Raw genomic sequence first — 23,606 nt, 5'->3', positions numbered from 1 at the left:
CATGCGAGAGTAGGTCACCGCCAGGGACCTCATACGAAAAGCCCCCGAGATGCCTCGGGGGCTTTTTTTATGCATCGTTCCCGACAGCGCATCGAATCGGGTCGCGCATCGCGTCGGTGCAGGCTGCTGCGCTGTGCGGGAACATACGTGCCAAGTCAGCATCCAAGAATCGCCAGTTTCGCTACAGTAGACGCATGTATCTGGATTACTACGGCCTGAAGGAAGCCCCCTTCGCCACGGCGCCAGACGAGCGATTCGTCTGGCTGCCGCCGCGGCTGGAGGCGCTGCTTGAGCGGCTTGAGCGCGAGATTCGCAGCGGGAGCGGCGGCATCATGCTGCTGAGTGGCGAGTACGGCAGCGGCAAGACACTCATGGCGCGGCTGCTGCTGGCACGCTTGGCCGAAGCCGATATCCGCATTGCCCGTATTCGTTATACGGGCGTCAGTGCGGATGAATTGCTGGAAACGGTGTGTCATGCGTTGCGCGTGCCCCTGGAACCGGGTGAGCGCGCACGCGGGCAGCTGATGATCGATGCGCTGAGTGCGTTTTTGATGGATACCTATGCACAGGGTCAGCGCGTGCTGCTGGTGATCGACGAGGCACAGGAACTGTCGGACGCCGCGCTGGAGCAGCTGCGACAGCTGACCAATCTGCAGACGCCTGCGCACAAGTTGATACACGTCTTGCTCCTGGCCGGCCCGAGCCTGGATGCGCGGTTGCACTCGGGGCCGCTTCGCGCATTGGCGCAACGCATCGGTATTCGTGAGGAGTTGACCCGGCTCGACAGCGCAGATCTGGAACCGTATGTGCGTCACCGCATGGCTACGGCCGGAGCGGCGGTACAGCCGTTCACCCGGCTTGGCTTGCGCAACCTGTATCGGTATGCAGGCGGCATACCGCGACTGGTGAACGCCATTGCCGACCGCGCCCTGCAGCTCGGTGCAGAGGCCAACGCTCGTCAGGTGGGCGAAGGTCTCGTGCAGCGCGCCGCGGGCGACGTGCTTCCCGGCCATGTTCAGTACTGGGTGCGGCGCTATCGCTGGTGGTGGCGGGCTGCATTGCTGGTGATGCTGGTCGGCGCTGGACTTACATGGTGGTTGCATACACCTGCACCACCGGTGGCCAGCGAGGCTACCGCACAGCAGGCGCACGAAAAGGCGATGCAGGAAGGTGCCCGGCTTCTGGCGCAATTGCCGGATGCGGGCGCAGCGCGAATGGCGGCATGGAGCGAGTTGCTGGCGCGATGGCAGGTGACTTCGAACGATGTGTCGGTCTCCGATGCGATGCGTTGCAATGCCGTGGTGTTTCCCGGATTCGACTGCGTGGCCGGCACCGGTACCCTCGATCAACTCAAGCGATTCGATCGACCGATGCTGTTGGAGCTGAAAGACGCAAGCGGAGTGCACCATGTGTTGTTGCTCGGCGTCGGTGACGATCAGGTGAGACTGTTTGTCGGTGGCAAGTCGGTGGAGATCACCAAGGCCGCACTGCAAACGATCTGGCACGGCCGTTTCATGGCGCCATTTCGCCTGCCGCCGTGGATGCCGTCGAGCGTCCACCGTGGCGATGCCGGACAGGCCGTTGCCTGGGTTCGGCAGCAATTGCGCAAGCTGGATGGCGACCGCAGCGGCAGCTATCGGCCGTTAATCTACGATCAGACCGTACAGGAACGGGTACGCAAGCTGCAGCGGGCGTACGGTATTCCTGTCGACGGGGTCATCGGTCCGGAGACGCTCTTCGCGCTGAGCTCTCTGGATGACAACGGTCCGCATCTGGCCCGAGATGTGCCGTGATGGAAGCTGGAGCGACAGCGTGATGTTCGTGAAGGTGCCGGGCCGACGTCATCGTGGCCCGCGGTGGGCGACGTTGTTGCTGGTCGTCGCCTGTGTGGCCTTTTTTACCGCCTTGACACTCAGTTCGTCGGCGCACGAAATGGCCTGGGTGCTGCGCTGGGGCACCGTGCCGTCGCTGTTGTTCGAGGCGCCGGGTGCGTGGTGGCAGCGCGTGCTGGATCCCGACATCGTGCGCCTGCTGACGGCCTTGTTCATCCACATCTCCTGGCTGCACCTGCTCGGCAACATGCTGTTCCTGGTGATCTTCGGTCTTGAAGGCGAACGCGTGCTGGGATCGCGGCGCTTCATGCTGCTGTTCCTGACAGGCGGCATGGCGGCCAACCTCGTGGGTGCCTTGACCCTGGCAGGCATGCATGCGCCGATCATCGGCTGTAGCGGTGCGGTGTCGGCGGTGGTTGGGGCCTACCTGGTGCTGTTTCCGCGAGCCCGATTGGGACTGGTTCTGCCGCTGGGACTCTACCTGGAATTCGTGCGCGTGCCCGCCGCGTTCTTGATCGCGCTGTGGGTGCTGCTGCAATTGGCCTTTACGTATGCCGGGCCAGGCTTCGGCGAGGTGGTGTGGTGGAGCCACATTGCAGGTTTCGTCTACGGTATGGGCTTTGCGCTGTTCTCCCGACATGCGGTCATGCGGCGCATGCGGGGTTGATTGCCATGTTGTGCCTGCGCGAAATCCGGCGATCGACGCGGTGTCGAAGGCGGCATGATTTTGCCGCTGGGCATCTGTAATTGCGGCTTGAACGCAGTCGGAACGCGACCGGTCAGGCTTCGAAGGTATGCGAGATGGGCGGTGGCGGCGCGACGGCTTCGTCTTCGCGGTGCGAAACATCGTCGCCGAAGATGGAGCGATAGGCGGCATAGGTCAGTGGACCCAGTAGCGCGTAATAGGGCGTGCTGGTCAGCAACGCTGCGAGCAGGTCCGGCAGAAGCAGACTCAGCATGACACGGACTAGCCCCAGCCCAAGGCCCAGCAACAGCACCGTCACGAAATAGGCGCCGAAATTGCGGGCGCAGGCGGCGAAGCTCTTGCGCATCGCGGTAAAGGCGGGGTCGTGGCCGAGCATGATGCAGGCCGCGGCAAGAAAGGTCAGCATGCCGGCGATGAAGGCGATCACCACGATCAACGCGAATGTCAGCAGCAGGCGTCCGGCCATGCCGGCGAGAATCGGATGCAGCGCAGCGGCGAGCGCGGCCTGATCGGACAGGGTGCTGGCGTCGATCTTTCCACTGCCCGCGATGGCCATGATGATCGGCATGGCGACGAGAATCATCAAGATTCCAGCAGCGAACACCGGCAGGCACAAGGCGATGAGCGAGCCGATGCGATCGCCTTCCTGGAATGCCTGAAACAACTGGCCGATCTTCGGCGTGCGCCCCTGGTCCGCCTCGCGGGCAGCGTAGATCATACCGGCGAGCAGCGCCGGCCCGAGCAGAAGAATCACGATGCCACCGAGTAGCGGCACCAGCGGGATCAGCGTGAAGATGAGTCCCATGACCAGGAATTCCGTCGGGTGTGCGCGCACAGTTCGGAAGGCCGATCCGATCCATTCGATGCTTGCTCCAACGTCGACTTTGCGCATGCCTTGATGCTTCCCGGGGAATGGATCGAAATTTTCGCACGCGAGACGGTACGGACAAAGTCGGTCGGATGTCGCGTCTAGCTTGACGGGGAATCCTCGTCCTGGCGCATCTCGTCCAGCGGCAGTACGGAGAGCACTTCCTCGACCGTAGTCACTCCGCGGACCACCTGTGCGGCGGCGGAGACGCGAAGCGGTTGCATACCTTCCTTGCGTGCCGCTTCGGTGAAATCCTGCAGGTCCAGTTGCGGCCCGAGCATGCCGCGCAGTCGCGGGCTCATGCGCAGCATTTCATAGACGCCGGTTCGGCCGAGAAAACCGGTCTTGCGACATTCGAGGCAGCCTTGCGGCTCGTTGACGCGTGCCGGCAGAGGCAGGGCGTAGCCATGGGTCAGTGCATTCCAGGCGACCGGGTCCTGCACGGTTTCGGATTTGCAGTGTGGACACAGGGTGCGCACCAATCGTTGTGCGACTACGCCGGCCAGCGTCGACTGGATCAGATAATGCGGAACGCCCAAGTCGAGCAGGCGGGTCACGGCGCTGGGGGCATCGTTGGTATGCAGCGTGGAGAGCACCAAGTGGCCGGTCAGCGAAGCCTGCACCGCCATCTGCGCGGTCTCCAGGTCGCGGATCTCGCCGACCATGATGATGTCCGGGTCCTGGCGCAGCAGCGTGCGCACGCCCGCCGCGAAGTCCAGATCGATGGCCGGCTGCACCTGCATCTGGTTGAACTCGGTTGCGACCATCTCGATCGGGTCTTCGACCGTGCACACGTTCAGTTCCGGCCGCGCCAAGTGCTTGAGCGTGGAGTACAGCGTGGTCGTCTTGCCCGAGCCGGTCGGGCCGGTGACCAGCACGATGCCGTTGGGCCGGCCGATCATCTGTCGCCACACGGCGTCTTCGGTCGGCGAGAAGCCCAGCTGGCTGAAGTCCTTGGACGCGACCTCGGGATCGAAGATGCGGGCCACGACTTTCTCGCCGAATGCGGTCGGCATGGTCGAGATGCGCATTTCGACTTCGCGCCCGGTCGACGAGCGGGTCTTGATGCGGCCATCCTGGGGACGGCGCTTCTCGGCCACGTCGAGGCGACCGAGAATCTTGATGCGCGAGGTAACCGCGGTCATTACCGGGGAGGGCAGCTCGAACACCTTCTGCATCACGCCGTCGATGCGGAAGCGCATGTTGCCGCTCTCGCGGCGCGGTTCGAGATGGATGTCCGAAGCGCGTTGTTCGAACGCGTACTGCAGCAGCCAGTCGACGATGTGCACGACGTGACGATCGTCGGCGCCCAGCTCGCCGCCCTTGCCCAGTTCGACCAGCTGTTCGAAGTTGAGGATCGCCGAGCCGGCGGGGCCTTCCCCGTTCGCATCATGTGCGAGCTGGATCGACCGCTGCACGCCGTAGAGTTCGGTGAGAAAGCGCTGGATGTCGAGCGGATTGGACACCACCACACGGATCTCGCGCCGCAGCATCTGCGAGAGGTCCGTGGCCCAGCGCGTCTCGAACGGTTCGCAGGTGGCGAAGACCACATATTCGGCATGCGCTTCGATGGGCAGGATGCGATGGCGCAGGGCGTAGGTATTGCTGACGACACGCGTCACCGAGGGCGCGTCGATCTTCATTGGATCGATCTTGCAGTAATCCAGGCCGGACTTGCCGGCCAGCCACTCGGTCAGCAACTCGATGCCCAGCCGTCGCTGCGCGTCGTCGTTGCGGTTGGGCAGTTTGGCTTCGGCGATGATCGCCAGCGGATGCAGTTCCAGGGCGCTGCGGCCGCTGAGCTGCCCCATGCGCACCTGTGTGCGGTCTTCGGGTCGAAGGAATCCATCCTTGACCAGCTCGTTCAGGACTTCGTCCAGCGCCAGGCGACCGCGTCGTCCCAGGGTGGATTGCGAATGCGCGCGGGCGACCATTGCGTCGTACCTCCGGAGTCAGCGAAGGTATACTAACGCGCTTTGCCGCAAGCCAGACGTGACCATGTCCGCGCCGACGTTCCAACAGATCATCCAGAGGCTCAATCAGTACTGGGCCGACCAGGGATGTGTGCTGCTGCAGCCGCTCGATACCGAGGTCGGCGCCGGCACGTTTCATCCGGCCACATTCCTTCGTTCCCTCGGGCCGGAGCCCTGGGCCGCGGCCTACGTGCAGCCTTCACGTCGGCCGACCGACGGTCGTTACGGCGACAACCCGAATCGTCTGCAGCACTACTACCAGTATCAGGTAGTGCTGAAGCCCAATCCGGACAACATCGTCGATCTGTACTTCGGTTCGCTCGAGGCGCTGGGCATCGATCCGCTGGTGCACGACCTGCGTCTGGTCGAGGACAACTGGGAATCGCCCACGCTGGGTGCCTGGGGACAGGGCTGGGAAGTCTGGCTGAATGGCATGGAAGTCACCCAGTTCACCTATTTCCAGCAGGCCGGCGGTCTGGAATGCCGCCCGGTGACGGGCGAGATCACCTACGGCCTGGAACGTCTGGCGATGTACCTGCAGAACGTGGACAACGTCTACGACCTGGTGTGGACGCAGGCGCCGCACGGCACGGTGAGCTACGGCGACGTGTTCCACCAGAACGAGGTCGAGCAGTCGACCTACAACTTCGAGCATGCGAACGTCGAGGCGCTGCTGGGTTGGTTCGATACCTGCGAGGCGGAAGCGAAGAAACTGGTCGAGGCCGGTTTGCCGCTTCCGGCCTACGAGCAGGTGATGAAGGCCAGCCACACCTTCAACCTGCTGGACGCGCGTCGCGCCATCAGCGTCACCGAGCGCCAGCGCTACATCCTGCGTGTGCGCACGTTGTCGCGCGCCGTGGCCGAAACCTATGTCGCCCAACGCGAGAAGCTCGGATTCCCGGGTCTGCGCAACCAGAACAAGGAGACCGCGCATGTCTGAGGCACGTTCGCTGCTGATCGAACTGGGCACCGAGGAATTGCCGCCGAAGGCGCTTGATGCGCTGTCCGAGGCCTTTGCGCAGGGTGTGGTGCAAGGGCTGAAGCAGCAAGGCATCGAGGCCGACCTGGCGCACGCGCATCGTTATTGTTCGCCGCGCCGACTCGCCGTGCACATCCCCGCCGTGGCGCCGATGCAGCCGGACCAGGCCATCGAGCGTCGTGGTCCTGCGGTGAAGGCCGGGCTGGATGCCGACGGCCAGCCGACCCGGGCACTGCAGGGGTTCGCCGGTTCCTGCGGTGTCGGGGTCGACGCGCTGGAAACGATCGAGACCGACAAGGGCGCATGGTATGTCTACCGCGCTGTGCAACCGGGCAAGGCACTGGCCGAATTGTTGCCGGACATCGTCGCCGCATCGCTGAAGCAGCTGCCGATTCCACGTCCGATGCGCTGGGCCGATCACGACTACGCGTTCGTGCGCCCGGCGCACTGGCTGGTGATGCTGCACGGCGCCGACGTCATCGACGCCGAGATCATGGAGCTGCGCAGCGGGCGACAGACCCGAGGCCATCGTTTCCATCATCCCGCGCCGGTGCATGTGGCCGACGCCGACGCCTGGCTCGATGCGCTGCGCGAAGCGAAGGTCCTGGCCGATCCGGCCGAACGCCGGCAGCGTGTGCGTGACGAGGTGGCCCGTGTCGCGGCTGATCTCGGTGGCACGCCGCGGCTGTCCGACGCATTGCTGGACGAGATCGCCAATCTGACCGAGTGGCCGGTGGCCATCGCCTGCGCGTTCGAGCCGGAATTCCTGGCGGTGCCGCCGGAAGCGCTGGTCACCACGATGGAGACCAATCAGAAGTTCGTGCCGGTATTCGGTGCGGACGGCAAGCTGGTCGAGCGCTTCATCGGCGTGGCCAACATCGCGTCGAACGATCCGGCGGAAATCCGCAAGGGCTACGAGCGCGTGATCCGTCCGCGCTTCGCCGATGCCAAGTTCTTCTACGACGAAGACCTGAAGACGCCGTTGTCGGGTTATCAGGAAGCGCTGAAGCACGTCACCTACCAACAGGCGCTGGGCAGCGTCTGGGACAAGAGTGTGCGCGTGGCCGAACTGGCGCGCGTCATCGCCAACCGGGTCGGTGTCGACGCGGGGCAGGCGACGCTGGCTGCGGCATTGAGCAAATGCGATCTGATGACGCGTATGGTCGGCGAGTTTCCCGAATTGCAGGGCGTGATGGGGCGTTACTACGCCACCGCGCACGGTGAGCCGGAAACCGTGGCCGACGCGCTGGATGCGTTCTATCAACCGCGCCATGCCGGTGATGCCATTGCTGCGCAGCCACTGGCGCGGGTGCTGGCCGTGGCCGAGCGCCTGGACACGCTGGCCGGCATCTTCGCGGTCGGCATGAAACCGTCCGGCAACAAGGATCCGTTCGCGCTGCGCCGTGCCGCGCTGGGACTGGCGCGCACGCTCATCGAAGGGGCGATGGACATCGATCTGAAGGCCGCGCTCACCGAGGCACTGCAATTGTTGCCCGATGCAGCGCTGGCAGCGGGAATGAAGGCGGGCAAGGACGGCAAGAAGCCGGCGCTGGACGCCGGGGCGCGTCGTACGGCGCTGGGGCGGGAACTGTATGCCTTCGTGCTCGATCGTCTGCGTGGCTATTACGCCGACCAGGATGTGAGCACGGACATTTTCGAAGCAGTGGCGGCGGTGGCTCCGTCCAGTCTGGTCGATTTCGATCGCCGTCTACGCGCGGTGGTCGATTTTGCCGGACGGCCACAGGCAGCCAGTCTGACGGCGGCCAACAAGCGGGTCGGAAACCTGCTGCGCAAGCAGGCCGAGGAAGGTGCTGATGCGGCTTCGCTGAAGATCGACCCGGACCGATTCGAGGACGATGCCGAGCGCGAGTTGGCGGCGGCGCTGGAGGCGGCAAGCAGCGAGAGTGCGCAGTGCATCGAGGCCGGCGACTATGCTGCGGCCTTGGCGCGACTGGCGGCTCTGCAGGCTCCGGTGGATCGTTTCTTCGACGAGATTCTGGTCATGACCGAGGACGCCGATGTCCGCGCCAATCGCCTGGCGCTGCTGGCCCATCTGCAGAACCGTTTCCTCGCCATCGCCGACATCGCTCGGCTGTAAACTTCCGGGCGCACTCGATCCAGGCGCTTCGCAAGCGCCGGATCTTTGTTCGTGGCAACAAGTCAGGCGACTTTTTCGCTGCTCCGTACGCGTTCCATGACGCGCTGGTTGAGCACGGCGGCGATGCGTGCGCGCTGGACCGGGTCGGTGTGACCGAGCAACTCGTAGTAGTCGGCCAGCAGGTCGCTGTTACGGGCGATCGACGGGTCGGCTCCAGCCAGTTTCAGCGTGGACTCCAGCACCTCGATGGCAGCCGATAGTCGCTGCGGGTCCATTTGTCTGGATTGCGCTTCCGTCGATTGCGCCGGCTTCATGGCGGTTTTCTCTCTGCTGGACTGCATCGGCCCTTCCCCGGCCACGACCCACAGCAGTGATACACCCAGTCCCTTGGCCAGCGCCATGCAGCGCGTGCGGGACGGGTCGGAACGGCCATCCCGCCAGCTGCGAACCACTCCCTCCGAGAATCCGCACATTCTTGCGATTCTTGAGACCCCTCCGTAGCGCGAAGACAGCAATTTTATGCGATCCGCGAACCCCGTGCTTTCTTCGACTACGCCTAAAGTACTATTTTTATTATCCATTTCTAAAACTTCTCAGAGTTACGGCCTTGCAACAAAAACCGTAAATTATTGTTGACTGACGCAAGATATCACGATATATCTGCCCCCCAACGCACGCGTTGTCCGTGATCGAAGTCATCAAAAAAGCGACGCGTGATGCGGAAGGTTCCGTGTGATAACGACTTGCCCCCTGTTCGGGAGTGTCTCGCTTCACACTGGAAATCGCAACATTTTACGCCGTCACGATCCAGCGGCGTCCATACCGGGGAGCAACCAGAGTCATGATTTCGCGTACTACCACTCGTCCTACCTACATGCGTCGCACGGCCTTGGCCGTTGCGTTGGGCATGTGTGTCGCAAGCGGCGGTGCGCTGGCCCAGTCCAGCGCGACCGGCATCATTTTCGGACAGGTGCAGGGGGGGCAAGGCTCCACCGTACAGATCCAGAACACCGATACGGGCCAGACGCGCATGCTGTCTGTCGATGCGGATGGCCGTTATCGCGCGTCCTCGCTGCCGATCGGCCGCTACAGCGTCACGCTGATGCGCGATGGCAAAGTGATCTCCAGTCGTGACAATGTGCAGGTCAGCATCAGCACGGGTACCGACGTTTCGTTCACTTCGGCGGCGAACACGACGAACCTCGAGGGCGTTCAGGTCGTGGCGTCGGCCTTGCCGGCCATCGACGTGTCCAACGTGGACTCGCGCACGGTGCTGACTGCCCAGGAGCTGCAGAAGGTCCCACTGGGACAGACCGTGAATGCGGCGACCCTGTTGGCTCCGGGCACGGTTTCCGGTGACTCGCGCTACGGTAATGTGGTCAGTTTCGGCGGTGCGTCGGCGGCTGAGAACCAGTATTACGTCAACGGCTTCCCGGTCACCAATGCGTTGACCGGCCTCGGTTTCACCGAACTTCCGTTCGACGCGATCGATCAGCAGCAGGTCATCACTGGCGGCTACGGTGCGGAATATGGCCGTTCTACGGGCGGTGTGGTCAACATCGTGACCAAGAGCGGCGGCAACACTTGGCGTTTCGGTGCGACGGTCGACTGGTCGCCGCGTGCGCTGATGGATTCGCCGCGTGACATCTACTACCCGCGCAACGGTAACGGCAGTGACGGCGAGCTGTATCGGGATCGCAGTGGTAATCGGACTTGGACCACGCGTTACGGTGCGTATCTGAGCGGCCCGCTGGTCAAGGACCGCTTGTTCTTGTACGCGACGGCTGAGCAAACCAAGACTGGCGGGTCGCGCGGCATCGGCACCAATCTGAACGAGATTGCGGCGAAGACCGACACCAAGACCACGCGCTGGTTGACCAAGATCAACTGGAACATCACGGACAGTCATCTGCTCGAACTGACTGCGATGGGTGATACCACCAAGATCAATCGCACGGTCTACGCCTTCTCGTACCCGGATCTGGTTGAAGGTCCGCTGCAGGGTACGGAGTATCTGAAGAACTACGATGTCGTCGGTGCCGGTGCGACGCCGGGCGGTACGATGTACATCGGCAAGTACACCGGGTACCTCACCGACAACCTGACGGTGACTGCGGTGTACGGAAAGACCCAATCCAAGCACGTCGACACGCCGCTCGGTGCGACAGGCGGATCGTGTCCGCTGGTGATCGATCTGCGAAGCGCGAGTTCGACGATTACAGGTTGCGGTATCACCGGTGGCACCGTACTGGCGCCGGGTGCCAAGGACGATACCGATGGCTGGCGTCTGGACGTCGAGTACCAGTTGGGCGACCATCACCTTCGTGCAGGTCTGGATACGCTGAATCTCAAATCGTATTCCGGCACGCAGTACGAGGGCGGCGTGTACTACCTGTATCAGAACACGGCCGATGTGAATCTGACCGGCTATCCGAATGTCAACTTGCCGGCCAATCCGCCGCCGTACCTCGTGCGTGAGCGCATCATCGATTTCTCGGCCAACGTCAAGGTCGAGCAGGAAGCGCAGTACATCGAGGATCACTGGCAGATCAACGACAAATGGCTGGCCTACATTGGCTTGCGTAACGAACAGTTCAGCAACTTCAACGGTAGCGGCCAGATTTACGTCAAGCAGCGCCACCAGCTTGCACCGCGATTGGGCCTGACCTGGGATGTGTATGGCGATTCGAGCCTGAAGCTCTACGCCAATGCCGGTCGCTATCATCTGGCCATTCCGTCCAATGTTGCCATCCGTGGCGCCTCGGCTTCGCTGTTCCGTGGGCAGTACTTCACGTATACCGGGGTCGACCCGACCACCGGTGTGCCCAGTGGTCTGTCGCCGGTCAGCGGCATTCTGTACTCCAATGGTGCCGATGGCGTGACCGCGCCGGACCCGCGCTCGGTCGCCGCCAAGGGGCTGAATGCCTATTACCAGGATGAATTCATCGTCGGGTTCGACAAGACGCTGGGTGCGGATTGGACCATGGGCGGCAAGGTCACCTACCGCAAGCTGAAGAGCATCATCGATGATTTCTGCGATGAAGCGCCGTTCGAGAAGTATGCCGCGCGCAACAACATCGATATCAGCAACGCGGCGATTCAGGGCTGCTACCTGTTCAATCCGGGCAAGGCCAACACCTTCCAGATCGATGTTACCGGCAACGGCGACTATCAGGACTTCAAGCTGTCCAAAGAAGACTTCGTATCGCCGAACGGTGTGGGCTTCCCGGATCTGAAGCGCAAGTACCTTGCCGTGAATCTCTATCTGGCACACCAGTTCTCCGACAACTGGTACGGCAAGCTGGATTACACGTGGTCCAAGAGCTACGGCAACTCGGAAGGTCTGCTGAAGTCGGACATCGGTCAGCTGGATCCGTCCGTCACGCAGGACTGGGATTTCCCAGAACTGATGATCGGTTCGAGCGGCTACCTGCCGAACGACCGCCGCCATCAGCTAAAGGCATACGGCTACTGGCAGATGACACCGGAATGGTTGTTCGGCGCGAACGTGGCGATCGCCTCGGGTCGTCCGAAGAACTGCATCGGCAACGCGCCGGGCACATTGGATCGTCAGGGTTACGGCACATCGTTCTTCTTCTGCGATCTCAACCACGACGGCACGCCGGAAGCGACGCCGCGCGGTTCGCAGGGTCGGCTGCCGTGGACCTATCGCCTGGATCTGAGTGCGCAGTGGCGTCCGGCCTGGGCTGACCACAACCTGGCCTTCACCGCCGACATCTTCAACGTGTTCACGCAGCAGCGCACGTTGTCGATTGTGGAGACCAATGGCGGCAACCCGAGCTACGGGCGTACGATTTCGTATCAGACGCCGCGTTATGTCCGCCTGGGGGTGCGCTACGACTTCTCCTTGTAAGGCATAACAACAATCCGGCCGGGTTGCTTGCAGCTCGGCCGATCTCCCCAGATCTGGCCGCCGGCGGAGTCCGGCGGTTTTTTTATGTGTGTGCAGGTGAAGGCCGCGCGTGGACGGGTTGGCAGTAATCGTCGGGGCTGATGTGACGCAAGTCTCGCCAGTTCATGGGAGGCAGCTGGATTCAGGGACCTGCGTGCAATTGCTAAGAAAGTGTTGACATGCTGTTAGGTTCAGCGGTAGCGTCAGGAACGCAGACTGGCATGGAGTCCTATTCCGAAGGGCATAGCCAGTCGTTGCTAATCTGCAGCAAATGGATGTCAAGCGGGTGTTTTCTCAACAAAAAAGTTGGCGAGGAAACAGTTGCTTGCCACACGTTCGCTGTGTTCCAGGTGACCGGTGTAAAGCCAGGTTGCTTTGCTTTGTATGGCCCAGTTGGGCTGATCTGGGGAGATCATCGTAATGAACAATCGCAAACTGACAGGCGGGGCGCTTACGCGTCGTAACGCTCTCACTGTCGCCCTTGCCGTGGGCTTGGGCTTCACTGGCGTCGCCTTCGGCCAGGCCACGACCGGTACCATCTTCGGTACCGCGCCGTCCGCCGCCGGCCAGACCGTCCAGGTCACGGGCTCGGGTGTCTCGCGCAAGGTGACCGTCGGCCAGAACGGCCGTTACACGGTCAGCAACCTGCCGGTCGGCACCTACACCGTTACGTTGACCAACAACGGTGAAGTCGTTTCCACGCACAACAACGTGTCGATTGCCGTCGGTTCCGGTACCGAGGTTGACTTCAACACCGCCGCGAACGCGCAGGAACTGTCGCAGGTCCAGGTGCGCGCCAACGCGCTGCCGTCGATCGACGTCACCAGCGTGAACTCGAGCACCGTCATCACCGCCAGCGATCTGGAAAAGCTGCCGGTCGGCCGCAGTGCCGAGTCGATCGCTCTGCTGTCGCCGGGCACCGTCCAGGGCAGCGGCTACTTCGGTAACGCCGTTTCCTTCGGTGGTTCGAGCGTGGCCGAGAACGCCTATTACGTGAACGGTTACAACACCGGCGAGCCGTACCGCAACATCGGTGGCTTCCAGCTGCCGTACGGCTCGATCGCCCAGCAGGAAACCCTGACCGGCGGCTTCAGCGCCAAGTACGGTCGTTCCGACGGTGGCGTCATCAGCCAGGTCGGTAAGCGTGGCACCAATGAGTGGCACTTCGGCGGTCAGATCGCCTGGACCCCGCGCTTCCTGCGCGCGAGCCCGAAGAGTGAGTACATGCCGACCCAGAGCCTGCCGGCCGGCTTCGTGCATCAGGCAGGCTATAAGCCGGGCCTGCTGAACCGTTACCGTGCGAACGACAAGGGATGGCAGACGGTTTACTCCGCCTACGTTGGCGGTCCGCTGATCAAGGACAAGCTGTTCATCTTCGTGGCTGCTGAGCAGACCAAGAACAAGTACACCAGCACGAGTCCGCGCTCGCTGTCGCAGGTTGCCTACTACACCACCCATACCAACAAGTTCTACGGCAAGGTGGATTGGAACATCGATGACAACAACGTCCTCGAAGGTACCTTCCTGCAGAGCAATTACAACGGTAGCGACGGCACCTTCGGTACCGGTATCGGCTCTGCGTATAACTTCGACTACAACACGTTGAAGTCGGGCACGTTCAACACACCGACTACGCAGTCGGGTGACAACGCCAAGATCATGATTGCCCACTACACCAGCTACATCACGGACAACGCTACGTTGAGCGTGCTGTACGGCAAGGGCGACTTCACGAACCCGACCATCTACGGCAACAAGAGCACGCTGCCGCTGATCGGTGGCGGCGTCAGCCAGAATCCGGCGTACTGGGTCGGTCGTAACGTTGATCCCAACGTCGGTATCACCAACAACCAGAACCGCGCCACGTCCTATGCCGACGATGCTTCGTCGCGCACCAAGGGCCTGCGTATCGACTTCAACTACGTGCTGGGCGATCACAATCTGGGTGTCGGCATCGACAACATGACGTATGTCGCGCACAACCAGGGGTCGTTCTATTCCGGTGGCCCTGGCCCCGCCGCGCTGGTCAATCCGAACGGTTATCCGACCGATGGTACCCGCTGGATCTACCGCACGACGCGTGACGGCACGTACGTTGCCGAATACCTGAACATCGAGTCGTTGACCAGCATGTCGATGCGCCAGAAGGCCTTCTACTTGCAGGACGAGTGGCAGGCAACGCCGAATTTGCAGTTGAATCTCGGCGTGCGCAATGATCACTACACGAACTACAACAACAAGGGCGTTGCGTTCGTGGACGAGAAGAACCAGTGGGAGCCGCGTCTGGGCTTCAGCTGGGACGTGAATGGTGATTCCAGCTTCAAGCTGTACGGCAATGCCGGTCGTTACTACCTGGCCCTGCCGAACAATGCGGCTGAGCGTGCGGCTAATGCGTCCACCTTCGTCACGCAGTACTTCACCTACACGGGTATCGATTCGAATGGTGTTCCGACGGGCCTGACGCCGTATGCTCCGTATGGTTCGAGCCTGAGCTCGCCGGACGGTGAGGTCGGCACCGCCAAGGATCCGAAGGAAGTCACTGCCGCCAACCTGAAGGCGATGTACATCGATCAGTACAACCTTGGCTTCGACAAGAAGCTGGGTGACAATTGGGTTTACGGTGCCAAGCTCAGCTATCGTGACCTGAAGACCTCGATCGATGACGAGTGCAATCCGTATGCCATCGCGAAGAAGATGGGCATCATCAATACGGACACGTACAGTGACGCTGCCTATTACGCGATTCTTGACAGCAGCTACAGCGATTCGCTGCTTGGTGCGTCGTACTGCCGCCTGATCAACCCGGGCAAGACCAGCATCATCAACCTGATGCGCAACGATAAGAGCGGTTACGATCAGGTCGCGATGTCGTCTTCGGACTGGGGTTATCTGCAGAAGCCGAAGCGTACGATCTACTCGGTCAATCTGTACCTGGAGCATCCGTTCGACGGCAAGTGGTTCGGCCGTATTGATTACACCTGGACCCATGCTCGCGGCAACACGGCCGGTCAGGTGCGCCCGGACTTCGGTCAGTCTGACGTCTCCAAGACCGAGGATTGGGATTCCTGGCAGCTGATGCAGGGTCAGGACGGCGAACTGCAGAACAGCCGCAAGCACCAGATCCGTATCCGTGGTGCCTACCAGCTGACGCCGGAATGGCTGGTCTCGGGTGTCGCCCTGATTCAGTCGGGTACTCCGCAGTCCTGCCTGGGCTACTGGGGTCCGGACGCTACCGGCGATCCGACGCATTACAACCGTGGTGGCACGGGTAACTACCACTGGTGCGCAGGCAAGATCGTGCACCCGGGTGACAGCTTCGCTGGTCACACGCCGTGGACCCATCAGATCAACGTGGGCGTGCGTTACACCCCGGCCTTCGCTGACCACAAGTTGGCGTTCAAGCTGAATGTCTTCAACCTGCTCAACGAGCAGAAGCCGGTTCAGACGGAGCCCAGCTTCGTGGCCGCGCCGAAGACGAAGTACAACTACTATCACTACCCGCTGTTCCGTGAGCCGCCGCGTTACATCCGTCTCTCGGTCTCCTACGATTACTGATAGTAGTCAGCTAGACCCGGATTTTTTCGGAAATCCATTGGAGCGCCGCCCTTCGGGGCGGCGCTTTTTTTTGCGTGGGTTTAGCACGAAGGGTGATCCCGGATTCATGCGCATGGAATGAATGGACGTCCATACCCCCGCTTGTCGGAGAAGCCCAAAGTACGAGAATGGTCGGAGTCAAGCTTGGTGCAAAGAGGCTGGCATCCAGATGATTTAGGAGTTATGACGATGAAGGTTTCTTTCGGGGAAGGGATGCGGTGGATGCCGGAATAGGGTGGTTTCGGAGCATCCTCAACCCTGCACGTGAATCAGATTCATATGTTGTCGTGACGTGTGGATCGTCGGGAAGGCGGTGGTGCTTTCTGGGCTCGCCATGCGGCCGTACCGGGAGCGCGGTGATCGCTGTCTTTCCTGCGCACAATATTCCCGCTATGCTTGGAACTTCCCCCATCAAGCGTCGCTCACTCTGTAACTCTTGGTGAGGACAGCTTTTTTCCTATTACCACAACGTTTCCAATGAGGTTTCTCCATGCGCAGGATCGCCTTGACGCTGACGATGCTGGCCGCGCTCGGTGCCGCCGGTTGTAACAAGAACTCCTCCGAGAACCCGAATCAGGCTGCGGCGCAGGCTGTGCACAGTGTCTCGGGTACGGTCGGACTGCTGAAGCCGCGCGAACTTTCGCCACAGGCGACGATGAAGATCCAGCTGGTGGATGGTTCGGCCGAGGGCGCTCAGCCGCTGGCCACGAAGAACATTTCTCCGGTCAAGCAGATGCCGGTGCAGTTCATACTCGATTTCGATGGCGCCAAAATCAATCCGGCGCACATCTACCTGGTCAAGGTTTCGCTGGTGGACGGTGAGCGCACGTTCAGCATGCCGGTACAGTCGCCGGTCATCACGCGCGATGCGCCGACGTCGCAGGTCAGCATCATGCTGGCCGCCAACCAGACGCCCGAAGAAAAGATGATGGGCGCCTTCGACAACCTGAAGAAGAATCTTGGCGCGTACGAGATCAGCAACGGACGTCAGCTCGAGAAGGACGTTTCGCACGGTTGGCAGACTTTCCGCAGCAACGACAGCGGCAAGATCGTTTTCGTGCGCGAAAACACCGATTACGGTGACAAGGGTTTCGCCAATACCGATTTCGCCTACAAGGACGGCAAGCCCTGGGTTGTCGTGATGCAGCGCAAGCCGAGTCAGAATGCTCGCCCCAGCGAAATCATGCGTGCCGGGTGGGATGCGGACGGCAACTTGGTCGTGAAGGAGCATGTGGCTTCGGGCAAGACGACCGTGCTTTCGGACAGCGATGCCACCATGCTTAAGAAGCAGGCAGAGTCGATGCTGAAGCTGGCACAGGCCAAGTCGCCAGCCAAGAAGAAGAAGCGTTGACGACGGCTCGGCTTGTCCCGAGCGACAGTCAGATAAAAAAAGACCGGGCCATCATGGTCCGGTCTTTTTTTGCCACCTGAAATCAGACGGCCGGAATCAGTCGAGCCGCTCCGAGCGGAGCGGCTCGATCTGTTGCGATCAGAAGTTGATCTTGAGGCCCATGTTGAAGCTATTGATCTTCTGATTGCTGTCGGCAAAGCGGCCCTGATAACCGATCCAGCCGGAGGTCGTCGGGCTGAACTCGGTCATGATGCCGAGATCGGCGTTGGCCCAGCTCTTATCCGGAACAAAGCCGGTCAGCGCGAAGCTTCCGTTCATGCCGATCAGGCCCGCCTCGACCTTGCGCGGATCGGCACGTTGGTCGTGGGTCCAGGAGACTTCCGCATACGGATGCATGGTCAATTCGCCGACGACCCAGTCGCCGCGCAGTCGCCAGCCGAGCGTCTGCTGCATGGAGAAGCGGGACTGTGCATCGAACCACATCGCAGAACTGTCGCCGCTGAATTCCTGGAAGCCGTTGACCTTGATCTTCTGCCATTCCAGACGCGCGAACGGGCCGGTGCGAAGCGAGCCGGCATGGAAGTCATAGCCGCCCGTGAGGCCGGTGAATAGCTGCGAGCCGTCAGTGCGGGCGGCTTCGGTGCGCTGCATGGCGCCCAGCTGGAAGCGGCGCTGCACATCGTTGTAGTCGAGCTGAGCGAAGCCCATGTAGCCGCCGAAGTAGCCGCCACCGGCGTGATACATCGCGAATCCGGTGCCCTGGACCGAGTTGAGCTTGTAGCCGCCATGGTTGCCGCTGACGTCGGCACGGTTGTGCGAGACGCCCAGTGCGACACCGAGACTGACGTGATTACCGGCCGGCGCAGTCACGCCGAGGGTCAGGTTCACGTTGTTGCTGTGGGTCTTGGGCGAGGAGTCCGTGGCGTCGAAGTTCTGGTTGCCGTAGGTGACGTTGGCGAACAGGCGGCTGCTGCTGGCGTTCAGCGAGTCCAGCGCATTGGTGCGCACGGTGCGCAGGTGTGCGGCGCTGGAAGCCAGCGGTGCTTCCGCCAGCAGCGAAGTCTGGCGAGGTGCATTGATCTCGGCCACCACGTACTGAGCGAGCAGCCGGTGCGCTGCGGTGGTCGGGTGTACACCATCCGCGAACAGGTAGGAGTCCTGCGCACCGTCGGGATAGGTATACGGGAGGCCGGAGCCCTGCGGTCCACATTGCAGCGAGGTCGAGGTCAATCCACATGCGGCATCGGTGACGTTGCTGAAACCGTAGGCCTGCGGGTTGCCGATGACTTCGCTGAAAAGACTGTAGGTATCGACCGGAATGATGTTGAGTCCCTGGTCGCTGAGTTGCTTGATGCCGGAATTCAGCGCGCCGTTGTAGACCAGCGAAAGCGAGGTCAGGCTGGCGGAGGCGCTGGCGCCTGCAGCAAGCCCGGACGGGGTCTTGCCGATGTCGGGAAGGTTGAACACCAGGACATAGTTGGCGCCGGCGGCATGCAGCTTGCCAATCAGGTTGACCTCGCCGACGGCCGCGGCACCGACCATGGTCGGGATCTGATTCGGGGCGACCGCGCCGGAGGTGGCGTAGAAAATGTCATTGGCGCCGCCCCAGACCGAGTACAGCGTATGCGCATCGGCGGTACCGCCATTCGCGGCCAGGTACATGTCCAACTGCTGGCCCAGAAGCGGGATCGGGCCGGCGCTCGAGTTGTTGTTGATGCCGGCTCCACCGAACGCGTAGTCGGTGCCGCCGGTCACGGACGGCGTCAGCATGAAGCCGAAGGAGTTGGCAATGTTCTCCACCGCGACCGTGCCGGGGTTGGTGGTGAAGCGCGTAGGTGTGGTGGAACCCAGCGCCAGCGACAGATTGCCGTTGTCGCTGAGGCTGTCACCGAAGACGACCATGTTGTTGAAATCGGTGGTGGCGGCGTGCGCGGCGCTGGAGAAGGCCAGCGTGGCGACGATAGCCGTGGTGAGGTGACGTAGACGGGGCATTGCGTGGTTCTCCCTGAACAAGCGGCTCTTGTGGGCGCACCCGTGTGGATGCGCGTGGCTGCAACATTATCGTAACGATAATCCAGTCCGTACGGCAGCGCATGTTGCGATGCGGAATCGTAGGCTTGGCTGCGTTTGCGCTTTCCCCAGGCTGTGAATATTCTTGCAAGACGCAACGCGCACGAGGCATGGAGCAACGTGCGGGACGGTTGCGTTTATCAAAATGGTAGGGGGATTCATGAAGAAGTACGTACGCATGACTGCGGCGCTGGCCGTGGCATTGATGCTGGGTGGCTGCATGTCGAGCCTGATGACCAAGACGCCGGGCGCGGCGCCTTCTCCAGAGCCGGGGAAAGCCTTGGTCATTTTCATGCGGCCGTCATCGTTCGGTGGTGCGATCCAGTCGTCGGTCTATGACACGGGCAAGCAGGGCGACGATTTCATCGGTGTCGTCTCGGCGAAGACCAAGCTGGCCTATCAGGCCGACCCGGGAACGCATCTTTTCATGGTGGTGGCCGAGAACGGCGACTTCATGAATGCGACGCTGGATGCAGGCAAGACCTATTACGTGCTGGTCTCGCCGCGCGTGGGCGTGTTCAAGGCCCGTTTCTCGCTGCTGCCGATCCATAACGATCCGGCGGCGAAGTACTCGCTGCAGTCCCAGCGGTTCCAGAGCTGGAAGAGTGAAACCAGCTTCGTCGTCAAGACGCCGGCCGCCGACCAGTGGTATGCCGAGCACAAGGCGAGCGTGAACGCCAAGCAGGCGGAGTACATGCAGAAGTGGAATCGCGCCGGCGCGCAGCAGAAAGCGGAGCTGACGCTGCATGCCGCGGACGGCATCTGAGTCGCGAGCATGACAGAATGGCCGCGCTGCCGAATGGCGGCGTGGCCATCTTCGATCAGGCGGCCCGACGACGCTTGAGGTGCACCAACAGTAGTGAGATGGCGGCTGGCGTGACGCCGCTGATGCGGGCCGCCTGGCCGATCGTGGTCGGACGTGCGTGCTGCAGTTTGGTCAGCACCTCCGCGGACAGGCCGCGCACGCATGTGTAATCGAAATCATCCGGAATCGCCGTATGTTCGTTGCGTCGATGACGCGCGATTTCCTCGCGCTGGCGTTCGAGATAGCCGGCGTACTTGGTTTGCACCTCGACTTGCAGCGCAACCTGGGCATCCTCGACGCCCGGGCCGAAGCCGTCGACACCGGTCAGCGCCGCGTAATCGAGTTCGGGGCGGCGCAGGAGATCGAGTGCGCTGGATTCCCGGCTCAAGGCGATGTCGCGATCACGGACGAGTGCATCGCCCAGCGCGTTGCCGGGTGCCACGTGCAGGGCTTGCAGGCGAGCGCGCTCGCGTTCGACAGCATCGCGCTTGCGGCATAGTGCAGTGTGACGCTCGGGCGTGACCAAACCCATCTCGAAGCCCTTGTCGGTCAAGCGCAGGTCCGCGTTGTCCTCGCGCAAGTGCAGGCGATACTCGGCGCGTGAAGTGAACATGCGGTACGGCTCCAGTGTGCCGTTGCTGGTCAAGTCGTCGATCAGCACGCCGATGTACGCCTCGTCGCGACGCGGGGTCCATGCATCGCGCTCCTGCACCAGGCGCGCGGCATTGAGGCCGGCGACGAGTCCCTGGGCGGCGGCTTCCTCGTAGCCGGTGGTGCCGTTGATCTGGCCGGCGAAGAACAGTCCGGAGATGGCGCGTGTCTGCAGGGAAGGCAGCAGGCCGCGCGGGTCGAAGTAGTCGTACTCGATGGCATAGCCGGGACGCGTGATGTGCGCATGCTCGAATCCGGGGATCGATCGGACCAGGGCCAGCTGCACGTCGAACGGCAGAGAGGTGGAGATGCCGTTGGGATAGATCTCGAAGCTGTCGAGACCTTCCGGCTCGACGAACACCTGATGCGAGGTCTTGTCGGCGAAGCGCACGATCTTGTCCTCGATCGAGGGGCAGTAGCGCGGTCCGGTGCCTTCGATCTGGCCGCTGTACATCGGGGAGCGATCAAGCCCTGCGCGAATGAGGTCGTGCGTGTGTTCGGTGGTCTGCGCGATCCAGCAGCTGACCTGACGGGGATGATGGTCCCGATGGCCGAGGTAGGAGAACACCGGCATCGGCGTGTCGCCCGGCTGCTCCTGAAGGCGGCTGTAGTCGATGCTGCGGCCATCGATGCGCGGTGGTGTGCCGGTCTTGAGGCGATCCGCAGCGACCGGCAGTTCGCGAAGTCGCTTGGCCAGTGCGGAAGCGGGTGGGTCGCCGGCGCGTCCGCCGCTGTACTGGCTCTCGCCGATATGGATGCGGCCGGCCAAAAAGGTGCCGACGGTCAAGACCACGGCGCGGGCGCGAAATTGCAGACCCATCTGCGTCACCACGCCCGTCACGCGCCCGCTCTCGATGAGCAGGTCGTCCACGCCCTGCTGGAACAGGCTCAGGTTCGGCTGGTGTTCGACAGCATGGTGGATGGCGGCCTTGTAGAGGTTGCGATCGGCCTGACAGCGCGTGGCGCGGACGGCCGGTCCCTTGGAGGCATTCAGGGTGCGCCACTGGATGCCGGCATGATCCGCGGCCTGCGCCATGATGCCGCCGAGCGCATCGATCTCGCGCACCAGGTGTCCTTTGCCGATACCGCCGATGGCGGGGTTGCAGCTCATCTGGCCGATGGTTTCGAGATTGTGCGTCAGCAGTAGTGTATCCGCGCCGCAGCGGGCCGCAGCCAGCGCGGCTTCGGTGCCGGCGTGGCCGCCACCGATCACGATGACGTCGTAGGTATGCGGATGCTGCATGGCGAAATCGGACGGAAAAGCTGAAAGTTCAGTATTTTAGCCGTCTTGATGACGACAAGCCATGGTTGCGGTGAAGCCTGTTGCGCGATGGAAGAGGGGTGATGCCGGAGGTTGGCATGAAGCGTGCATGATCGTTCCCTGCACCCTCGCCGGGCATAGGCGCTGCGCTGCGCGCGCTGAGACTGGTTTCAGGGGCCGGTCGCGTGCCGGCGAGGGGAAGCACCTGCTGTCAGGTCCGACAGCCCTGCCCCGAGCAGGAAAGGAAGGATCTGGCACCCGGCGGTCCTCAGGAACAGGGGGAATCCAGGATGACCGTGTGCCGGGTGCCAGAAACTTTTTGATCGTTGACGGCTTAATCGGCTGCGCCCCCTGCGTCAGCCTTGACCGTTCATGGGACCGATCATGGAGCAATCATCGTGAACCGAGAATGACTCCATGCCGGACATGGGGCACTTGGTGTGCGGTTGTTGGCACTTTACGACGCTCTGCGTCAGGTCGCCATAGGAAAAAAGGCTAGGTGGCATGCGCCGTTTGCACCATGGGCGCTTGGCACGATTGATGCATCCGTATCCGTGAACAAGCGGCACGTGTTCATCAGGGGATAGACCATGTTTTCGAGTGAAGAACGTAAAAACGATCCGATGGCGTTGCATCACGATCTCCTGATCGAGATGGGACGTGTGGAACTGGCGATGGAAACGCAGTCCAGCGAGGCCGATCCGCTGCGCAAGCAGCGTCTGGAATTGCGCCTGGCCAAGCTGCAGGATGCCGTGCGCCGCCTTTCGGCCTGATCGTTTCGACGCACATCGATTTCGGCGATGCGCTTCGGCGCACCGCCTGCCACGCAAAAACGCCACGCCGGCATCCCGACGTGGCGTTTTGCTTTTCTGGGCTGCAGCCGACGAACCGCTTACTCACGCTCCCGGCGTCGCCGGTCATCGACCGAGCGGCGGAGCAGCTTCGGGTTGCTGCGATGCGCAGGTTGGCGTTGCTGGCTCTGCTGGCGCTGCAAAAGTCTCTGGCCAGCCGCACCGAGGCGATTGCTGTGATGCTCGTTGCGGGAACGGGTCGGATAGGTGCGGCGCTGCGCGTGTTGGCGTCGGTCGCTGTCGCTTCGCGAGCGGTAACGGTCGTGGTCGCGGCGGTAGTCGCTGTCGCGATGGCGCCGATCATCGCGATCGCGGTAGCGCCGGTCGCGGTCATCGTGCCGGTAACGACGGTGGCCGTCCCCGTAGTAGTAGATCTGCGTGTGCACGCCCGGTCCCCAGGCATAAGGCGTGTACCACGGGTCTCCGTAGTAGGCGGAGCTGCCGCCGTAGATCACGGTCTGGCTGCGGGTGGGGGCCTGACCGTAGTAATAACCGCCGTTGCCGCCGCTGTAGCGATAGGCCGGGGTGACGCAGCCGCCCAGTGCGGCAAGAGCCAGGACCGAGGCAGCGAGAAGAAGAATGCGTTTCATGACAACCCCTGAGCGCGTCGAACGTGTGCGGAACACGGTTTCACTGTAGAACCGCACACGTTAA

15 protein-coding genes are annotated in these 23,606 nt (G+C 62.2%); 9 read left to right on the top strand and 6 right to left on the bottom strand.

Annotated features, from left to right (window positions below):
* Positions 1-194 precede the first annotated feature (194 nt).
* Together BTJ49_RS14305 and BTJ49_RS14300 are read left to right on the top strand one after the other, a co-directional pair.
* Positions 195-1,793: an AAA family ATPase gene (locus BTJ49_RS14305; RefSeq protein WP_113066106.1), complete on the top strand. Its 1,599-nt coding sequence runs from the start codon at positions 195-197 to the stop codon at positions 1,791-1,793.
* A 22-nt stretch (positions 1,794-1,815) separates the two neighbouring features.
* Positions 1,816-2,499: a rhomboid family intramembrane serine protease gene (locus BTJ49_RS14300; protein WP_113066107.1), complete on the top strand. Its 684-nt coding sequence runs from the start codon at positions 1,816-1,818 to the stop codon at positions 2,497-2,499.
* 112 nt (positions 2,500-2,611) lie between these two features.
* Here BTJ49_RS14300 and BTJ49_RS14295 read toward each other — a convergent pair whose 3' ends face one another.
* Both BTJ49_RS14295 and BTJ49_RS14290 read right to left on the bottom strand, forming a co-directional pair.
* Positions 2,612-3,430 carry a BPSS1780 family membrane protein gene (locus tag BTJ49_RS14295; protein WP_113066105.1) on the bottom strand — a complete coding sequence of 273 codons (819 nt, stop codon included), beginning with the start codon at positions 3,428-3,430 and terminating at the stop codon, positions 2,612-2,614.
* Between the two features lie 77 nt (positions 3,431-3,507).
* Entirely contained in the window at positions 3,508-5,340 is a 1,833-nt protein-coding gene (locus BTJ49_RS14290; protein WP_113066104.1) for a GspE/PulE family protein, read from the bottom strand.
* Between the two features lie 64 nt (positions 5,341-5,404).
* On the opposite strand from BTJ49_RS14290, the gene glyQ reads away from it, so the two are divergent.
* Together glyQ and glyS are read left to right on the top strand one after the other, a co-directional pair.
* On the top strand, positions 5,405-6,319 hold the full coding sequence (glyQ, locus tag BTJ49_RS14285; protein WP_113066103.1) for a glycine--tRNA ligase subunit alpha: 915 nt from the start codon (positions 5,405-5,407) through the stop codon (positions 6,317-6,319).
* Positions 6,312-8,456, top strand: coding sequence for a glycine--tRNA ligase subunit beta (gene glyS, locus BTJ49_RS14280; RefSeq protein ID WP_113066102.1), 2,145 nt, complete (start codon positions 6,312-6,314; stop codon positions 8,454-8,456). Before glyQ ends, glyS begins: the two co-directional genes overlap by 8 nt.
* Before the next feature lie 62 nt (positions 8,457-8,518).
* On the opposite strand, the gene BTJ49_RS14275 is transcribed toward glyS, so the two are convergent.
* Entirely contained in the window at positions 8,519-8,857 is a 339-nt protein-coding gene (locus BTJ49_RS14275; RefSeq protein WP_146742355.1) for a hypothetical protein, read from the bottom strand.
* A gap of 506 nt (positions 8,858-9,363) precedes the next feature.
* Between BTJ49_RS14275 and BTJ49_RS14270 the strand changes: the two genes are divergently transcribed.
* The 3 genes from BTJ49_RS14270 to BTJ49_RS14260 all read left to right on the top strand — a co-directional run bounded on the left by BTJ49_RS14270 (position 9,364) and on the right by BTJ49_RS14260 (position 17,314).
* Entirely contained in the window at positions 9,364-12,330 is a 2,967-nt protein-coding gene (locus BTJ49_RS14270) for a TonB-dependent receptor (RefSeq protein ID WP_240601848.1), read from the top strand.
* A gap of 459 nt (positions 12,331-12,789) precedes the next feature.
* A complete protein-coding gene (locus tag BTJ49_RS14265) occupies positions 12,790-15,924 on the top strand; it encodes a TonB-dependent receptor (protein WP_113066099.1) in 3,135 nt (1,044 codons plus the stop codon).
* Positions 15,925-16,453: 529 nt separating this feature from the next.
* Positions 16,454-17,314 (top strand): YbaY family lipoprotein, encoded by an 861-nt coding sequence (locus tag BTJ49_RS14260; protein WP_113066098.1) that lies wholly within the window; start codon positions 16,454-16,456, stop codon positions 17,312-17,314.
* A gap of 138 nt (positions 17,315-17,452) precedes the next feature.
* Here BTJ49_RS14260 and BTJ49_RS14255 read toward each other — a convergent pair whose 3' ends face one another.
* The gene (locus BTJ49_RS14255; RefSeq protein ID WP_113066097.1) at positions 17,453-19,306 is read right to left on the bottom strand and encodes an autotransporter domain-containing protein; all 1,854 of its coding nucleotides are present in this window, start codon (positions 19,304-19,306) and stop codon (positions 17,453-17,455) included.
* 238 nt (positions 19,307-19,544) lie between these two features.
* Here BTJ49_RS14255 and BTJ49_RS14250 point away from each other — a divergent pair, with 238 nt between their 5' ends.
* A complete protein-coding gene (locus tag BTJ49_RS14250; RefSeq protein WP_113066096.1) occupies positions 19,545-20,150 on the top strand; it encodes a hypothetical protein in 606 nt (201 codons plus the stop codon).
* Between the two features lie 55 nt (positions 20,151-20,205).
* On the opposite strand, the gene mnmG is transcribed toward BTJ49_RS14250, so the two are convergent.
* The gene (mnmG, locus tag BTJ49_RS14245; RefSeq protein ID WP_113066095.1) at positions 20,206-22,083 is read right to left on the bottom strand and encodes a tRNA uridine-5-carboxymethylaminomethyl(34) synthesis enzyme MnmG; all 1,878 of its coding nucleotides are present in this window, start codon (positions 22,081-22,083) and stop codon (positions 20,206-20,208) included.
* A 608-nt stretch (positions 22,084-22,691) separates the two neighbouring features.
* Between mnmG and BTJ49_RS15585 the strand changes: the two genes are divergently transcribed.
* A complete protein-coding gene (locus tag BTJ49_RS15585; protein WP_146742354.1) occupies positions 22,692-22,874 on the top strand; it encodes a hypothetical protein in 183 nt (60 codons plus the stop codon).
* Between the two features lie 119 nt (positions 22,875-22,993).
* On the opposite strand, the gene BTJ49_RS14240 is transcribed toward BTJ49_RS15585, so the two are convergent.
* Positions 22,994-23,542 carry a hypothetical protein gene (locus BTJ49_RS14240; RefSeq protein ID WP_113066094.1) on the bottom strand — a complete coding sequence of 183 codons (549 nt, stop codon included), beginning with the start codon at positions 23,540-23,542 and terminating at the stop codon, positions 22,994-22,996.
* Between the last annotated feature and the right edge of the window lie 64 nt (positions 23,543-23,606).

The organism is Oleiagrimonas sp. MCCC 1A03011 (assembly GCF_003267965.1).
Lineage (GTDB): Bacteria > Pseudomonadota > Gammaproteobacteria > Xanthomonadales > Rhodanobacteraceae > Oleiagrimonas > Oleiagrimonas citrea.
Note: the sequence above shows the minus strand (reverse complement) of the source record. Positions and strands in the feature narration are given on the sequence as shown.

Excerpts from the sequence above, each read along its gene's own strand:
- BTJ49_RS14305 (WP_113066106.1), top strand. The coding sequence starts at position 195 with ATGTATCTGGATTACTACGGCCTGAAGGAAGCCCCCTTCGCCACGGCG.
- BTJ49_RS14300 (WP_113066107.1), top strand. The coding sequence starts at position 1,816 with ATGTTCGTGAAGGTGCCGGGCCGACGTCATCGTGGCCCGCGGTGGGCG.
- BTJ49_RS14295 (WP_113066105.1), bottom strand. The coding sequence starts at position 3,430 with ATGCGCAAAGTCGACGTTGGAGCAAGCATCGAATGGATCGGATCGGCC.
- BTJ49_RS14290 (WP_113066104.1), bottom strand. The coding sequence starts at position 5,340 with ATGGTCGCCCGCGCGCATTCGCAATCCACCCTGGGACGACGCGGTCGC.
- glyQ (WP_113066103.1), top strand. The coding sequence starts at position 5,405 with ATGTCCGCGCCGACGTTCCAACAGATCATCCAGAGGCTCAATCAGTAC.
- glyS (WP_113066102.1), top strand. The coding sequence starts at position 6,312 with ATGTCTGAGGCACGTTCGCTGCTGATCGAACTGGGCACCGAGGAATTG.
- BTJ49_RS14275 (WP_146742355.1), bottom strand. The coding sequence starts at position 8,857 with ATGGCGCTGGCCAAGGGACTGGGTGTATCACTGCTGTGGGTCGTGGCC.
- BTJ49_RS14270 (WP_240601848.1), top strand. The coding sequence starts at position 9,364 with ATGTGTGTCGCAAGCGGCGGTGCGCTGGCCCAGTCCAGCGCGACCGGC.
- BTJ49_RS14265 (WP_113066099.1), top strand. The coding sequence starts at position 12,790 with ATGAACAATCGCAAACTGACAGGCGGGGCGCTTACGCGTCGTAACGCT.
- BTJ49_RS14260 (WP_113066098.1), top strand. The coding sequence starts at position 16,454 with ATGCGCAGGATCGCCTTGACGCTGACGATGCTGGCCGCGCTCGGTGCC.
- BTJ49_RS14255 (WP_113066097.1), bottom strand. The coding sequence starts at position 19,306 with ATGCCCCGTCTACGTCACCTCACCACGGCTATCGTCGCCACGCTGGCC.
- BTJ49_RS14250 (WP_113066096.1), top strand. The coding sequence starts at position 19,545 with ATGAAGAAGTACGTACGCATGACTGCGGCGCTGGCCGTGGCATTGATG.
- mnmG (WP_113066095.1), bottom strand. The coding sequence starts at position 22,083 with ATGCAGCATCCGCATACCTACGACGTCATCGTGATCGGTGGCGGCCAC.
- BTJ49_RS15585 (WP_146742354.1), top strand. The coding sequence starts at position 22,692 with ATGTTTTCGAGTGAAGAACGTAAAAACGATCCGATGGCGTTGCATCAC.
- BTJ49_RS14240 (WP_113066094.1), bottom strand. The coding sequence starts at position 23,542 with ATGAAACGCATTCTTCTTCTCGCTGCCTCGGTCCTGGCTCTTGCCGCA.